The sequence below is a fragment of the Hyphomonas neptunium ATCC 15444 genome (genome assembly GCF_000013025.1).
GTDB lineage: Bacteria > Pseudomonadota > Alphaproteobacteria > Caulobacterales > Hyphomonadaceae > Hyphomonas > Hyphomonas neptunia.
The window spans coordinates 3244819-3260348 of sequence record NC_008358.1; the positions used below are offsets into that span (position 1 = coordinate 3244819).

Sequence of the window (15530 nt, forward strand, 5' to 3'; positions counted from 1 at the left end):
AATATGCCGCAGACACCCGGAGGGCGAGTCTGCCATGAAACATCGTGAAGTTACGCTGGACGACAAATACGAACTTGTCGAGGGCAAGGCCTATATGACGGGCATCCAGGCCCTTGTCCGCCTACCCCTTGATCGCAAGCGCCTGGACCTTGCCGCAGGCCACAACACCGGCGGCTTCATCTCCGGCTACCGCGGCTCCCCCCTCGGCGGATACGATCAACAACTCCGAGCGGTCCAGAAGCTCCTTGATTCCCATGACATAAAATTCTGGGAAGGCCTGAATGAAGACCTCGGCGCCACCGCCGTCTGGGGCTCCCAGCAGCTCGGCCTTTTCCCGGGCGCCAAATTCGATGGCCTCTTCGGAATCTGGTACGGCAAAGCCCCCGGCGTCGACCGCACCGGCGACGTGTTCAAACATGCCAACGCGGCAGGTACATCCGCCCTGGGCGGCGTTCTCGCGATCGTGGGCGACGATCACAACTGCAAGTCCTCCACCCTGCCCTCGCAATCAGAATATGCCATGGCAGACGCTGAAATCCCCGTCCTGAACCCCGCCTCGATCCAGGACGTTCTGGACTATGGCATCCATGGCTGGGAGATGAGCCGCTTCTCCGGGGCCTGGGTTGGCCTCGTCGCCCTCGCAGACACGATGGATTCAGGCTCGGTCGTGGATGTCACCATGAACCGCTTCTCCATCCAGCGGCCAAACTTCTCTTTGCCAGAAGGCGGCGTTCACATGCGCCGGGGCGATATTCCCCTCAGCAAGGAAGCCCGTCTGCGGCAGGTTAAGATCCCCGCCGCACAGGCCTATGTACGCGCCAACCGGCTCGACCATGTCATCCTGCCCTCTCCGAACCCGCGTATCGGCATCATCGTGACCGGGCAGGCCGCGCGCGATGTCTTCGAAGCCCTCGCCGCCATCGGCCTCACACCAGAAGAAGCCGGCCGCCTCGGCCTCAGCATCTACAAAGTCGCCATGCCCTGGCCGCTGGAGCCGCAAGGCGTCCGCGAGTTCTGTGCGGGGCTGGAGCGCGTGGTCGTCATCGAGCACAAACGCCCGCTGATCGAAAGCCAACTCAAAGCCGCGCTTTATGATCTCCCCGAAAGCCGCCGGCCGGTTATCGAAGGCAAATTCGACGGCGAAGGCCGCCCGCTCCTGTCAGACATCGCCTCGCTCAGCATTCCGGAAATCGCGCATGCTCTGATGCGCTCCATTCCATCGGGCTGGGACACCAGCCGCGCCGAGGCCTACTTCAACCGCGTGGGCAGCGCCGGCGAGGCCGCGCGCACCAACGCCTCCCCGACCGTGCGCTCCCCTCACTTCTGCTCAGGCTGCCCGCATAACACGTCCACCAATGTGCCTGATGGCTCCCGCGCGCTCGCCGGCATTGGCTGCCACTATATGGCGAACTTCATGCCGGACCGGAAAACCGACATGACCAGCCAGATGGGCGGCGAAGGCATTGCCTGGGTCGGCCAGCACTGGGCCACCGAAGAACCTCATGTGTTCGTCAATCTGGGCGACGGCACCTATTCCCATTCCGGCTCTCTTGCCATCCGCGCCGCGGTCACTTCCGGCGCAAACATGACCTACAAGATCCTCTATAACGACGCCGTTGCCATGACCGGCGGCCAGCATGTGGAATCGGGCCAGACACCGGCCCAGATTGCCCAGCAGGTGGAGGCCGAAGGCGTCAGGACCATCCGTATCGTGACGGAAGATCCAACCCGCTATGCCGCCGTCAAAGGCCTGCCGCGCAGCGTCAAAATATATCACCGCGACGACCTTGAAGAGGTGCAGAAGGAACTGCGCCAGACGCCGGGCGTCACGGTCATCATCTATGACCAGATGTGTGCCACCGAAAAGCGTCGTCGCTCAAAACGCGGCATGATTGCGCCCGACCGCGTGCGCACCATAATCAACACGGAAGTCTGCGAAGGCTGTGGCGACTGCTCGCTTAAATCCAACTGTCTTTCCGTCGAGCCGGTGGAAACCGAACTCGGCCGCAAGCGCCGGATCAATCAGTCTACCTGCAACACGGACCTTTCCTGTGTGAAAGGCTTCTGCCCGAGCTTTGTGACCATTCAGGACGGCGAAGCCGCCTGGGAAGACCAGCCCCGGCAGATCTTCGATGCCGATGGCCTCCCCTTGCCCGAAACACCCAGCCTCGCCCAGCCCTGGAACGTGCTGTTCACGGGCGTTGGCGGCACGGGCGTGACAACCGTTGCGGCCGTACTGGCCATGGCGGCGCATGTGGACGGCAATGCCGCCTGCACGCTGGACATGACCGGCCTTGCCCAGAAAGGCGGCCCGGTGCTCAGCCATGTGCGCTTTGCGCGTGAGCCTGAAATGATCTCGACGGGGCGTGTTCCGCCTGCCAGCGCCGACCTCATCATTGGCTGCGACCTTGTGGTGGCGGCGGGCGGTGACGCGCTGAACCTGATGGACCCACAGCGCACGGCCGCCTATGCAAACTCGGACGTAACGCCGACATCAGAGTTCATCCGTAACCGGTCTAAACGGTTCGAGAGCGATCTGCTCTCCTCGCGGGTGAAGCGCCAGACGGCAGAATTTGGCGCGTTCGATGCCGAAGCGCTCGCGGTCGGCTATCTGCATGACGCGATCTACACCAATATGATCATGGTGGGTTATTCCTGGCAGAAGGGCAAAGTGCCCATCAGCCTGCGCGGGCTCTACCGCGCCATCCGCCTCAACGGCACGAAGGTTGAGGACAATATGGCCGCCTTCAACATTGGCCGGATTGCAGCGGCTGCGCCCGAGCGCCTTGCCGCCCAGCATGACCCGCGCGGGCAGGTTGAGCCCAAGACGCTGGACGAGCTGATCGAAGACCGCGCCGAACGCCTCACCGCCTACCAGAATGCCGCCTATGCCGAGCAGTATCGCGCCGCCGTGGCACAGATGCGCGCCGCAGAAGATCGCGCAGGCCTGGGCGAGAATGTCACCCGCGCGGTGGCGACTTATGCCTACAAGCTGATGGCCTACAAGGACGAGTATGAGGTGGCCCGTCTCTACACGAACGGAAAGTTTGCCGAGCAGCTGGCCAGCCAGTTCAAGGGCGGCAAGCTGCGCTTCTGGCTCGCCCCGCCGATCATCGCCAGGAAGGATGCAAACGGGCATCTGGAGAAAAAGCACTTCGGCGCCTGGATGCTGACCGGCTTCCGTGTGCTGGCAAAGCTCAAGGGCCTGCGCGGCACCAAGTTCGATCTTTTCGGCTATACCGAAGAACGCAAGATGGAACGCGGTCTGCGCGATACCTATCTCGCCAATATGCGCCGCATTGCCTCAGAGCTGAACGCGGCAAACCATTCCCTGGCCGTCGAAATAGCCAAAGTGCCGGATGAAATCCGCGGATTCGGGCATGTGAAGGAAGCCGCTGTCGAGAAAGCCCAGGCGCATGAAGCAGAGCTTTGGGCTGGCTGGCCGGAGGGCAAATTGCCAAAGGCAAAAGTCTCGCTGATCTCGGCTGCCGGATAAGCGGGCCGCTTACCGTCTCTGGCGCTGAATCAGCGAAGCATCACCCCCGATGTGCGAAAGTATGTCGGGGGTGGTCAGTTTATCCGAGGCGTCAGTGCAAAGGTTCGACCGAAACGTCGACCACCCTGCCCTTCTTGCTCATTTTCTTGATCTCGCGCTCGACATGCTTGGCTTTCACCTCGCGCGTCTCCGTTCGCGTGCGCTTGCCCTTCTGATAGGTCATCTGGAGGCGGACCATCTCGTCCGGTCCGTCCAGCGCGTCACCGGTAACCCTTACGGCGGTGCCGCCGACATACATCACCCCCTTGCCCGTGGCTTCCAACGCGTCGCCTGCCAGGCCGACCGGCACGGTCACGATCTTGGAAGCGAGACAGCCTGACAGCGGCAGCGTCAGGGCGAGCGTGGCGAGAATGAGTGAACGCATGGGCGAGGGCTCCTTGAGAAGGACCACCTATAACCCGGATTTGCGTTACTTTCAGATTACCACTCAGCCACGTGCCAGCGCGTCGTCGATCAGCGTGGCGGTTTCGGCCACGCCATAGAGCGCCGCAAAGCTGCCAAAGCGCGGCCCCTGCTCCTGTCCCAGAAGCACTTCATAAAGCGCCTTGAACCATTCGCGCAGGTTCTCGAAGCCATGATCCTTGCCGACGCTGAAGGTCAGCGTCTGCAAGTTCTCGCCGGTGGGCTCATCGGAGAATACCTTGAACCGGGCCGAGAGATCGGCCATTGCGGCGCGCTCCTGATCGGTGGGCGCCCGGAAGGTTTTCGCAGGCAGCACGAAATCGCGGTAATAGCGCATGGCATAGCCGGCGAGCTCATCAAGCAGCGGATGGGTTTCGGGCGACGCTTCCGGAGCATACCGCATGATATAGGCCCAGAGCTGGGACGTATCGGTGGGGTTGGCCACGGCAACGAGGTTCATCAGCAGCGCAAAGCTGACCGGGCTCGACCATTGGGGCGGGCGGCCCGAATGAATATGCCAGACGGGATTTTCCAGCTGGGCGGCGGCCTCTTCCTGCGGGAACTTCTCAAGGAAGGTCAGGTATTCGTCGACCGCCTTCGGGATCACGTCGAAATACAGCTTCTTGGCGACGCGCGGCTTCTGGAACTGGAAGAGCGCAAGGCTTTCGTCCGGCGCATAGGTCAGCCACTGCTCCACCGAGATGCCATTGCCCTTGGTCTTGGAGATCTTCTCGCCCTTCTCGTCCAGGAATAGCTCATAGACATATTGTTCCGGCGGGCGGGCGCCGAGGATGCGGCAGATCTTCGAATAGATCGGCGCGTTGGCCTGGTGATCCTTGCCGAACATTTCAAAGTCCACGCCAAGGGCCGCCCAGCGCATGCCGAAATCCGGCTTCCACTGCATCTTCACCGCCCCGCCCGTTACGGGAAGCGTCACATCGGTGCCATCTTCATCCGTGAACGTCACTTCACCGCGGGCCGCATCCACCTTCTTCATCGGCACATACAGCACCCGGCCGGTGCTCGGGCTGATCGGCAGGAAGGGCGAATAGGTCGCGCGGCGCTCCTCGCCAAGGGAGGGCAGCATCACATCCATGATCGCCTGATACTTCTCCGCCGCGCGCAGCAACATCGCGTCAAACCGCCCAGACCGGTAACAGTCGGTCGCCGAGAGAAACTCGTACTGGAAGCCGAACTTGTCGAGAAATGCGCAGAGGCGCGCATTCATGTGCGCGCCGTAGGAGGCATGTGTGCCAAACGGGTCGGGCACGGTCGTCAGCGGCTTCTGGAGGAACTGCTCCAGCGATCGGGGGTCCGGCACCGTTTCGGGAACCTTCCGCATGCCGTCCATATCGTCAGACACGCAGATGAGGCGCGTGGCGTATTTGCCCGCCGTGAGTACTTCAAAAGCGTGGCGCACCATAGTGGTGCGGACAACTTCGCCGAAGGTGCCGATATGCGGCAGGCCCGAGGGGCCGTAGCCTGTCTCAAAGATGACCGGATCATCCGCCTTGCGCTCACCGGCCTTCACCTGCTCGGCGACACGCTTTTCCAGCGCGCGGGCAAGCTCGAAAGGCCAGGCTTTGGCAGATTGGGCGAGTGTTGAAAGGTCGGTCATGGAACGTCGATCACAGATGAGAGATTGATGGGCCGGACCTAGATGCGCTGCCGGAAGGCGTCAAGCAAAGCCCGTCTCGATCCGTAAAAAATCTTTGACATGTAAAAAATATTGGACTATCCGAAATGTAAGATATTTTTGACAAGATCGGAGATTGCCATGTCACTGCAAATGGGGCTCAAGGACATATCGTTCCGTGAGAAGACCGCCTGGGCGATGGTGATCGTTCTTATCGCCGGCGGTTTCTTCTATTTCGACAAGGTGGTGAGCCTATCGCGCGCAACGGGAGAGACGGCGCCCCCGATCATCGGCTTCGTTATCGCCTATGTCATACTGATCGTCATCGCCTCGGTGATTGTCATGACGGTTCTGTCTGTTGCTGCTGGGAAGGAAGCCGACCAGCCCGCCGACGAGCGTGAGAAGATCATCTCGGACAAGGCCGGCAACTGGTCGAGCTATGTGCTGACGGTGCCGGCGCTTGGCGCGCTATGGCATTACTCTGTCAGTATGGATGGGAACATGCTGTTCCACCTGATCTTCCTCAGCCTGATGCTGTCCCAGATTTTCGAGTATGTGTTCCAGATATTCCTCTATCGCCGGGGTGTCTGAACCATGGCGAAAGCACCGCCCATCACCAACCGTATCCGGGAGCTGCGCGAATCTCATGGCGCGATGAGTCAGGCAGCTCTGGCTGAAGCCATCGGCGTCACCCGGCAGACGGTGATTGCCATAGAGCTGGGAAAATATTCGCCGTCCTTGGAAAGCGCCTTCCGCATCGCGCGGGTCTTTGACCTTGGAATTGAAGACGTTTTCGGCTGGCAACCGCCACCGCTCTCGTGAGCCGTCACGGCGCGCCGCGAGAAGGCAGATTATGCAAAAAGGCTGATTGACACTCATTCGCAAGTGCTGCAAATGGTTCGCATGATCATTTGCGTCTGCAATCGTATCAATTGCCGGTCGGTCCGCGAGGCCGTTGATGCCGGCGCGCGCAGCCCCAAGGCTGTACAGGCCCATCACGGCTGCAGGATCAATTGCGGCAAGTGCTCGACAACCATTGGCGAGATGATTGCAGAAAAAATGGACTGCCAGATGCCATCCCTGCCAATGATGGCGGCTGAGTAAACTACCCCGCCAGCGCGTTTCTTCCTTTAAACTCAAAGTACTGGTGCGGGCGGCCTCTGCCCGGCGATAGTGCGCGCGCGCTGCAACTGTGTCGCACTTTCATATGCAATTGTTTTTATTAGGTTTTTTGGTTGATTGACGCGGATCGCCCGCCTATACCGTCCGTAGATTCACTTAAACCAGCCAAGAAGCGGAGCTCCCCTATGAAAGGCGACAAGAAGGTCATCGACTTCCTGAACCAGGCCCTCAAGAATGAGCTGACCGCCATCAATCAGTATTTCCTGCATTCACGCATGCTGCGCGACTGGGGCGTCTCCAAGCTCGCCAAAAAAGAGCATGAGGAGTCCATCGAAGAAATGCATCACGCCGACTGGCTGATTGAGCGCGTCCTCTTCCTCGGCGGGCTCCCCAACCTCCAGGATCTGGGCAAGCTGCATATCGGCGAGAACGTTCAGGAAATCCTGGAATGCGATCTCAAGCTCGAGAATATTGCCATTCCTCTGCTCCGCGATGCCATCCAATATTGTGAGGAAGTGCGCGATTACGGCAGCCGCGATCTCTTCTTCAAAATCCTCCACAATGAGGAAGAACACGTCGATTACCTCGAGACCCAGTTCTCCCTGATCGAGCGGATCGGCATTGAGCGCTATACGCTGCTCCAGTCAGAAGCGAACGAAAAAGAGAGCTAATCTGGTCATTGTGCGGCCACATTAAGAGTTGGATAGTTTTAACGGCCCGCAGAGTGTTCTGCGGGCCGTTTCGACATCTGACCTTATGGGGACATACATGACACGTCTTTCCGGAATGCGAGCCCTGGCTTGCTCTTTCTTTGCCTTCACAGCGGCAGGCACTGCCATGATGGCCAGCGCGCAGAGCGTGCCGGACTTCCAGAATGAAGCCTTCGTCACCCCCTACTGGACGCGCAGTCCGGTGATCGAAGTGCTCGGCCGCGCGAATATGGAAGTTGCGCCTAACCGCGCCTCCTTCACGGTGACCTATCTTGAAACCGACAAAGCCTCCGGGAAAGCCATGCAGCTCGCCGTCGAGCGCGGCCGTCTTTCCTATGAAACAATCAAGAAAGCTGCCGGTGAAGGCGCGGTCATCCAGTCTTCGGTCAATGTCACCGCGCTCTATGAGCAATACAAGGACAAGGAAGGCAACCGCATCGACAACCAGCGCTCCGACAAGATCCGGGCCTATGAAGCTCGCGTTACATTGAGCGTGATCGTCGATGACGTTTCCAAGGCTGGCACAGCGCGTGCAGGCGCGCTTGCCCTCGGCCCGGAAAACTCGACCGGCCTCTCCACCTATCTCGAGCGGACGACAGAGATGAACCTCGCCGCTTATGAAGCCGCAGTGAAAGACGGCGCTGCACGGGCCAAAGCGACAGCTGCCGCAAGTGGCGCGGCGCTTGGCAAGCTGATGGTGGTTCAAGAAGGCGGCGGGCCGTGCCTTGGCCAATGGTCCTCCATGGCAGGCAGCGACTATGACTACTACCGGTCCGCACCCGCCGCCATGGCACCGCCTGCGCCTCCACCACCTCCACCTGCCCCGGTAGCCAGCGGAATTATTGGCGGGCAGCAGGTAACTATCTCGCAGGCAGACATCGATGCGCTCAATCTGCCCTCGGATGATAAGACACAACAGATTTCTTCCAGCGTCTGCATGATATACGCCCTGAACAAGTAAACTCTGCATACTGATCTCATGGACAGAAATGCACAACCTGTGCATTTCTGCTTGATCCTTCCGGCGAAGCGAGGTCTACATGCCCGTTGAGGCATCAGGCCTCCTTCGCAATCCCTGAAGTATTGTCCGTTTCGCCTTTTGCGCTGGAATGGACCAAGGAAGGAACTCAAAATGGCAAAAGCCACCACGAAGGCGCCAAGCGCCAAAGAAGTGCTTGTTGAAAAGTACGTTGCAGATCTCAAGGAAAAAGTCGGCGAAGCGCGCCCGGACCTTGCCCTTCTCGATGCATGCGTCAAAGCAAGCGGGCCTTCGATCTATAAATCCGACTCGGCCACCATCGCGGCTTCCGACAAGGATGAGCTTGCACGTGTACGCACGAATTTCATTGGCAAGCGCCTGGGCGTTATGGATGAAGCCAAGGCAGATGCCGCCATCAAGGCCGCCATCGAGAAGTATGGCCGCAGTGTGCGCGCCAAGCACCGCCCGGTTGTCTACTACCTCATCGCCAAGGAACTGAAAAAAGCTGCAGCGCTGAAGAAAGCCTGATCCAGCCGGACGCCAAAACAAAGCCGCCGCCCCGATTGCCGGAGCGGCGGCTTTTTTGTGGGCGCGCTTGCGCGGATCAGAAACCGTTCAGGCGGGCATACCGGTCCCGGTGCCAGCTTGCCGAACCGTAAAGCGCCTCCTGCACCCGCGCCCGCTTCATGTAGAAGCCGGGATCGGCAACATCTGTCATGCCGATACCGCCATGCATCTGGACACACTCATTCGACACCAGATGGACAAGCTCACTGGCCAGTGCCTTGGCAAGGCTTGCAAGCTCGGCAAGATCAGACTTGCCATCATCCGCCGCAGCCAGTGCTGAAGCGACGCAGGAGCGCGTCATTTCCAGATCGATGAACATCTTTGCCGCGCGGTGCTGCATCGACTGGAACGAGCCGATGAGTTGGCCAAACTGTTTGCGGTTGTTCAGATACTCAAGCGTCATATCGAAGGCGGCCTGCGCCGAGCCCAGCATTTCGGCCGCCAGGCCGATGGCAGCCCGGTCAAGTACAGGATCGAGAATATCTGCGCCCTGATCTGCCGGGCCGATGAGCGCGCTTTCAGCCACGTTCACATTCTCAAGCGTCACATGAGCCGCGCCGTGGCTGTCCACGGTTTTCAACTCGGTGATCGTCACGCCTTTTGCGTCCCGCGGGACGAGGAAAAGGCTGAGGCCGTGACGGTCTCCGCTTTCACCGAAAGTACGGGCCACAACGATCAGCATGTCGGCATGATGGGCATCGGGCACATATTTCTTCAGGCCGTTGATCGTGTACCCCTGCCCGTTGCGCTCGGCTTCGGTGGAAACATTGTAAGGCGCGAAATGTGCGGTCTCGTCCAGCGCCAAGGCGAAGGTGGTCTCGCCACCGGCAATTTTGGGCAGCCACTCTGCCTGTTGGGCCGGGCTTCCACCAAGCTGAAGTGCCGAGGCGGCGATCAGCGCGGTCTGCAGAAGCGGCGTTGCCGCCAGAGTGGCGCCCTGCGCTTCAAGGATCTGGCCAAGGCCGGTAAGGCCAAATGTTTCGGCGCCCGGCTCATCTGGGATGATGACACCGAAGAAGCCGAGTTCAGCAAGTTTCTGCCGGGTCTTGGCATCTTTGCCATTTGCGCCGGCATCGCGCAGCGCACGCAGATGGGTGATGGAAAGCTCGTCGCGGGCAAACGCCGTCGCGGTTTCGCGCAGCATTTCCTGGTCTTCAGTCAGTACAAAGCTCATTACTCTGGCACCTTAAATTCAAGTTTGTATGGGATTGCAGCAGGTTTCGCGAAGCCGGCCTTACTGGTGCTCTTTGAGGCCCAGGACACGCTTGGCGATGACGTTGAGGTTGATCTCAGACGTGCCGCCCTCGATCGAATTGCCCTTCGAGCGCAGCCATTGACGGGTGACCCGCATGGCGCCCTTGTCAAAGCCTTCGCCTTCCCAGCCGAGACCTTCGGTGCCCAGCGCCTCGATCAGAAGCTCGTGCCGGTCCTGGTTCATCTTGGCGGCAGCATATTTGAGGATCGACGCGGTATGGCCGACGGCCTGGCCTGCCTTGGCCTGTTCTGTCTGACGCTGCACCGTGAGGGCAAACGCCTTGGTGTACATCTTGTGGTCAGCGATACGGCCCCGCAGATCGCCATCTGCAACGCGGCCGGTCTCATCGGTGCCGACATGATGCTTGGCATACTCGTCCGGGCCAAGAATGCCCGAGCCGCCAGTGCCGCCAAAGCCGCCGGCGGAAATCGACGACCGCTCAAACTGGAGAAGCCGTTTAGCAATATCCCAGCCGCCATTCACCCGGCCGACGAGTTGTTCCTTGGGCACCTTCACATCGGTGAAGAAGGTTTCGCAGAATGGGCTCTCGCCGGAAATAAGCTGGATGGGGCGTGCTTCCACGCCGGGGCTCTTCATGTCGAACAGGATGAAGCTGATGCCTTCATGCTTGGTGCTGGTGTCGGTGCGTACCAGGCAGAAAATCCAGTCGGCCTTGTCGGCGTAAGAGGTCCACACCTTCTGGCCATTGATCAGATAGTGGTCGCCCTTGTCTTCACAGCGGGTCTGAAGGCCTGCGAGGTCGGAGCCCGCGCCCGGCTCGGAATAGCCCTGACACCAGCGGGTTTTGCCTTTGACGATGTCGGGAATGAAGCGCAGCTTCTGCTCGTGGTTGCCAAACTCCAGCAGAGCCGGGCCAAACATCCAGAGGCCGAAGGAAAAGAGCGGCGGGCGCGCCTTGATGCGGCGCATCTCCTGCTCAAGAACGCGCGCTTCTGACCGGGAGAGGCCGCCCCCACCATATTCCTTTGGCCATTCCGGCGCCGTCCAGCCCTTCTCGCCCATACGGTCCAGCCAGGCTTTCGAATCTGGGTTCTTGAAGGTTGCGTTGCGCCCACCCCAGACGACTTCATCATCCCGCATCGGTGTGCGCATGGAGGGGGGGCAGTTGTCCTCGAGCCATTTGCGGGCCTCTAGGCGGAATTCTTCAAGTTGCTCGGCATTATCGTAAGCCATGGCGGTACTCCCTTGGGCGTATGTGTCTCTGGGTCACCCTATTCCCGGCTGCGCCGCTCGCCAAGCGCTCACCCGGCGTCAGAGTATGACACGCTGCCGCGTTCGCGTTTTCACCTGCGAACGCAAGACGAACGTTACGCCTCCGAAACAGCTCAAGCGTCAGACGAACAAACTCGCCTTCCAGGGGTGAGGGCGGAATCGGCTTCAGATGCGGCGCGTCTCCGTGCGGCGTCTTCGCCCAGAAGTGAGGCCGGCGCGCCAGGCTGTAGAGCGCACGCGCCATCGCGATCGACTGAAGGGGCCAGTAGACCGGCAGGGTAAGCGCCAGCAGGATGCGGCATCAGAAATCCGGCGGCATAGCAAAGCCCGACGAACCAGAGGAAGACAGGCTCAATACCGGTTCCAGGCAAAAGCGCCATGGCGATAACCCAGGCCTGAGGTTTCCTCAGTGTCCTGATTGCCGACACTTCAGGCTGGATTAGCGCAAGAGCATTCGCGACGGCATCTGCATTCGCCTGGTCTGGTGGTGGCTCGCGAACACCACCCCCGAATAACGGCAAAAACAATTGCCTGGCTGACTCGCCATCTGCCCCCATATCCCTCCCCCCGGGAAACTCATTTCCTTTTCGCAAACCTTAATTCACACTCGTTTTCGCCATCGCAACGAGCTGATTGAATTTCCGGTCGTTTGGCAAAGTCGGCGCGGGGGCAATTTCACGCAGCACGCAAGTCCCTTGCAAAAAGCGCCGTTTGTTCTATATTTGTTCCATGTCTGGCGTGCATGTCATATGGTTCAAGCGGGATTTGCGTGTTCACGATCACGCAGCCTTGGCGGCGGCGGTGGCGAGCGGCGCGCCTATCCTCCCGCTTTACATATTTGAGCCCGGTTATTGGGCGTTGCCCGAACATTCCCGCCGTCAGTTCGATTTCGTCCGGGACTCTCTGGAAGAACTGGACGCCGCATTGAAAGCGCGCGGGACCAAGCTGGTAATCCGCATGGGGAGCGCGATTGATGTGTTTTCCGCGCTTCATCAGAAACACGGTATCGCGGCGATCCATGCCCATGAAGAAACTGGCCTGCAATGGACCTTTGATCGCGACCGGGCGGTTCGGCGGTGGGCGCGGAATGCCGGCATTTCTCTGCGCGAACAGCCTCAGAATGGCGTTCAACGTGCCCTGCAATCACGCGACGGATGGGCCAATCAGTGGGAAGCTTTCATGCGCCGCCCCAGACTGGTGGCCCCCGAGGCTTTAAAACCGTCGGCAGCAGACAGCGAGGAATGGCCTCTGCCGCAGGATTTTGGATTGGGCGCGGATGACTGCCCTCAACGCCAGAAGGGTGGCCGGATGGCAGCCGTTGATTGCCTGCGTAGCTTTCTTGAAAGCCGGGGCCGCACCTACCAGAAAAGCATGTCGAGCCCCCTGACGGCGGCCGATGCCTGCTCGCGCCTGTCGCCGCATTTGGCATTTGGCACGGTCTCGATCAGAGAGGCCTGGCAGGCAGCGCAAAAAGCGCAGCACGAGCATGGCAGAAGCGGCGATACCGGATTTGCCGCTTCGATCGGCAGCTTTATCTCCCGGCTGCAATGGCATTGCCATTTCATCCAGAAGCTTGAGGATCAGACATCCATAGAATCGCGCAATCTTCATCCCGGTTATGATGGCTTGCGCCCTGAACCCCTGGCGGGCGATCCCCGGCTTGCTGCCTGGATCGAGGGGCGTACCGGGTTTCCTTTCCTGGATGCCTGTATGCGCTCCCTCAGGGAGACAGGGTGGCTGAACTTCCGCATGCGCGCCATGGTTATGGGGTTTGCGTCACACCATCTCTGGCTCGATTGGAAACAACCGGCCGAACATCTGGCGGCCCTGTTCACCGATTTTGAGCCTGGCATTCACTATCCCCAGGCACAGATGCAATCAGCGACGACCGGCATGAACACGCCCCGTATCTATAATCCCGTCAAACAATCGCAGGACCAGGACCCGGATGGGGCGTTCATACGCCGCTGGGTTCCCGAACTTTCCGGGCTACCCGCCGAATGGCTGCACGCCCCCTGGGAAGCGCCCGCTTCGGTTCGCGCGCGAGCCGGAATCGTTCTGGGCCAGACCTATCCGATGCGGATTGTGGATCATATGGCAGCGGCCGAAGAGGCGCGTAGCCGGATATTTGCGGTGAGGAAGCGGGCCGGCCATGGGGCCCAGGCAGACGCACTGCAGGCCCGCCACGGAAGTAAACGCTCCGGCATTCCCTTTCGCGGCCAGCAGGCTGCGCGCAGGCAAGCGGTACCGAGGGCGCCGGAGCCGGCTCAGTTGAGCTTTGACCTCCACCTGACTCCGCCGTCGCAGGCCCATGCCTCATAGTCGCGCTCCGGGCAAAGCAACCGCCAAGAAAGATTTACCTTCGAAAACCTGCCCCACCTGCGGGCGCCCCTTCTCATGGCGCAAGAAATGGGAACGGGTCTGGGAAGAGGTAAAATACTGCTCTGACCGCTGCCGTAAGAAGCGTTGACTTGCGCATTTGGTCATTATCGAATTGCGATAATCTTCTGAAAAGCTCCATCAATCCGAACGTTATCGTTATTCGATGAATTTATGTCTTTGATTCTATTCGTATTTATTTTTTTTCGATAATTACATATTGAAAAACAATAATAACTGTTCTATCTAGTTTGTGTCGGCAGCGGAAAAGAACGCCGCCAACGAAACGGACAAAACTGAACAGCAAAAAGGAGTATCAAGTCATGTCCCCCCGCCCCCGTCTCAGCGACAACGGCCCCATGGTGTTTGAGGGTGTCTTGGCCTACGGCCTCGTTCCCGGCGATGCCGCCATCCGGTCCCTGCCGGCTAATGACGAAGGTTTGGAGGGGCGCTTGAACCTCCTGGTCGCTCGCCGCCGCCGCAACAATCGCCGCGAAGCCCGTAACTAGCGGCGACCGCGCAGCCGGCCATCCCCTGACCGGCTGCGCACCCCCTCCCAATAAAACCGTCAACTCTCAGGAAACGCCCATGAAACGCATCATCCTCGCCGCCGCGCTCGCCACCGCCACGCTCTGTGCCCCCGCCTATGCTGCCAGCGACAGCTTCCAGATGGAAATCGACTATTCCGGCAAAAATCTCTCAAGCCGTTCTGGCGCCGAAACCGAGTACGATCACATTCGCAAACAGGTTTCAGAACGCTGCGCCACGGAACATGCCGATATGCGGTTTGCCAGCGCCTACGCTCAGAACCTTTGTGTCCGCAAGACCATGGACCGCGCGGTCGGCTCCATCGACAACACACTGCTGACGCAGGTCCACGCCGAGCGCCGCTGATACAGCGAAATGTCCCGGTTCCAGACCTGAAGCCTCTCAGCCCTGACCCACCACGGAACCGTGGCTCCTCCCGCCTCTCGCCCAAAACGGGCAGAGGCGGTTTTTTTTTTGGGGCTCACCCCAAATTCACGGATCGGAAATCCTTCGCCCGAAGTACGTGCGCCAGTCGAAAATTGGCCGGCACAAATGCGCCGTCTTGCTCCATCTCGAACAGAGCAGCGCAGCTGGTAGGGAATTTCTCATTCAGACGAAGCGCGTCCGCATGATTTTTTGACCCGCCTTCGCGCAGGATGTTCAGCGCAAAATCATGCAGTCCCGGATTGTGGCCGATGAGCATCAGAACCTTTGCGCCATCATTCATGGCGACCGCGTCGGTAAGTCCCCGAACGCCCGTCAGATAAAGAGCCTCCATCGGGCGGACTTTTTCGCCGGTCACGACCTTGGCGACTTCCGAACAGGTTTCTCGGGCGCGCCGCGCGCTGGAGACGAGTATCCGCTCGGGGCTCCAGCCCAAATCAACGATTTCCTGCGCCATCCGCGCGGCATCCTCGTGTCCTTGAGGTGTCAGCGCGCGGCTGAAATCGTCGATACCCTCATTCCAGGGCTCAGTCTTGGCATGGCGCATCAGGATCAGGCGTTGCATGCCGTGCCCCATATCCTGAACTGTAGCGGAATTCTCATGGACGGAATCAGGCGATCTAAAATTGGTCGAGCAGGTCTTAGGCACTCCTAATACAGGGAAAATCAATAGGAGGGCGATCAAAAGATGCGTCTCCGGTTTGGTGACGTCGCGCCTG

16 protein-coding genes are annotated in these 15530 nt (G+C 59.8%); 11 read left to right on the plus strand and 5 right to left on the minus strand.

The window, feature by feature from the left end:
* Positions 1 to 34 precede the first annotated feature (34 nt).
* Positions 35 to 3496: an indolepyruvate ferredoxin oxidoreductase family protein gene (locus tag HNE_RS15180; RefSeq protein ID WP_011648043.1), complete on the plus strand. Its 3462-nt coding sequence runs from the start codon at positions 35 to 37 to the stop codon at positions 3494 to 3496.
* Between the two features lie 91 nt (positions 3497 to 3587).
* Here HNE_RS15180 and HNE_RS15185 read toward each other — a convergent pair whose 3' ends face one another.
* Complete coding sequence (locus HNE_RS15185) at positions 3588 to 3920, minus strand: DUF6726 family protein (protein WP_011648044.1); 333 nt, start codon at positions 3918 to 3920, stop codon at positions 3588 to 3590.
* A 63-nt stretch (positions 3921 to 3983) separates the two neighbouring features.
* A complete protein-coding gene (locus HNE_RS15190) occupies positions 3984 to 5576 on the minus strand; it encodes a lysine--tRNA ligase (protein WP_011648045.1) in 1593 nt (530 codons plus the stop codon).
* Between the two features lie 159 nt (positions 5577 to 5735).
* Between HNE_RS15190 and HNE_RS15195 the strand changes: the two genes are divergently transcribed.
* The 6 genes from HNE_RS15195 (at position 5736) to HNE_RS15220 (ending at position 8933) form a co-directional block, all read left to right on the plus strand.
* Positions 5736 to 6185 carry a hypothetical protein gene (locus HNE_RS15195; protein WP_011648046.1) on the plus strand — a complete coding sequence of 150 codons (450 nt, stop codon included), beginning with the start codon at positions 5736 to 5738 and terminating at the stop codon, positions 6183 to 6185.
* Between the two features lie 3 nt (positions 6186 to 6188).
* Positions 6189 to 6416 (plus strand): helix-turn-helix transcriptional regulator, encoded by a 228-nt coding sequence (locus tag HNE_RS15200; protein WP_011648047.1) that lies wholly within the window; start codon positions 6189 to 6191, stop codon positions 6414 to 6416.
* 81 nt (positions 6417 to 6497) lie between these two features.
* A complete protein-coding gene (locus tag HNE_RS15205) occupies positions 6498 to 6698 on the plus strand; it encodes a (2Fe-2S)-binding protein (protein WP_035591480.1) in 201 nt (66 codons plus the stop codon).
* 203 nt (positions 6699 to 6901) lie between these two features.
* The gene (gene bfr, locus HNE_RS15210; RefSeq protein ID WP_011648049.1) at positions 6902 to 7387 is read left to right on the plus strand and encodes a bacterioferritin; all 486 of its coding nucleotides are present in this window, start codon (positions 6902 to 6904) and stop codon (positions 7385 to 7387) included.
* Between the two features lie 97 nt (positions 7388 to 7484).
* Entirely contained in the window at positions 7485 to 8387 is a 903-nt protein-coding gene (locus tag HNE_RS15215) for an SIMPL domain-containing protein (RefSeq protein ID WP_011648050.1), read from the plus strand.
* A gap of 171 nt (positions 8388 to 8558) precedes the next feature.
* Positions 8559 to 8933 (plus strand): DUF2853 family protein, encoded by a 375-nt coding sequence (locus tag HNE_RS15220; RefSeq protein WP_011648051.1) that lies wholly within the window; start codon positions 8559 to 8561, stop codon positions 8931 to 8933.
* 76 nt (positions 8934 to 9009) lie between these two features.
* Here HNE_RS15220 and HNE_RS15225 read toward each other — a convergent pair whose 3' ends face one another.
* Together HNE_RS15225 and HNE_RS15230 are read right to left on the minus strand one after the other, a co-directional pair.
* The gene (locus HNE_RS15225) at positions 9010 to 10146 is read right to left on the minus strand and encodes an acyl-CoA dehydrogenase family protein (protein WP_011648052.1); all 1137 of its coding nucleotides are present in this window, start codon (positions 10144 to 10146) and stop codon (positions 9010 to 9012) included.
* 60 nt (positions 10147 to 10206) lie between these two features.
* Positions 10207 to 11421 (minus strand): acyl-CoA dehydrogenase family protein, encoded by a 1215-nt coding sequence (locus HNE_RS15230; RefSeq protein ID WP_011648053.1) that lies wholly within the window; start codon positions 11419 to 11421, stop codon positions 10207 to 10209.
* Positions 11422 to 12189: 768 nt separating this feature from the next.
* Here HNE_RS15230 and HNE_RS19185 point away from each other — a divergent pair.
* The 4 genes from HNE_RS19185 (at position 12190) to HNE_RS15245 (ending at position 14733) form a co-directional block, all read left to right on the plus strand.
* Positions 12190 to 13782, plus strand: coding sequence for an FAD-binding domain-containing protein (locus tag HNE_RS19185; protein ID WP_035591474.1), 1593 nt, complete (start codon positions 12190 to 12192; stop codon positions 13780 to 13782).
* Positions 13772 to 13930, plus strand: a complete 159-nt coding sequence (locus HNE_RS18450) for a DUF2256 domain-containing protein (protein ID WP_083759101.1) — start codon at positions 13772 to 13774, stop codon at positions 13928 to 13930. The genes HNE_RS19185 and HNE_RS18450 overlap by 11 nt, the downstream gene beginning before the upstream one ends.
* Before the next feature lie 232 nt (positions 13931 to 14162).
* A complete protein-coding gene (locus tag HNE_RS15240) occupies positions 14163 to 14348 on the plus strand; it encodes a hypothetical protein (RefSeq protein WP_035591472.1) in 186 nt (61 codons plus the stop codon).
* Positions 14349 to 14427: 79 nt separating this feature from the next.
* Entirely contained in the window at positions 14428 to 14733 is a 306-nt protein-coding gene (locus tag HNE_RS15245) for a UrcA family protein (protein WP_011648056.1), read from the plus strand.
* 115 nt (positions 14734 to 14848) lie between these two features.
* Here HNE_RS15245 and HNE_RS15250 read toward each other — a convergent pair whose 3' ends face one another.
* Positions 14849 to 15376: a SixA phosphatase family protein gene (locus tag HNE_RS15250; protein WP_011648057.1), complete on the minus strand. Its 528-nt coding sequence runs from the start codon at positions 15374 to 15376 to the stop codon at positions 14849 to 14851.
* Positions 15377 to 15530: the final 154 nt, after the last annotated feature.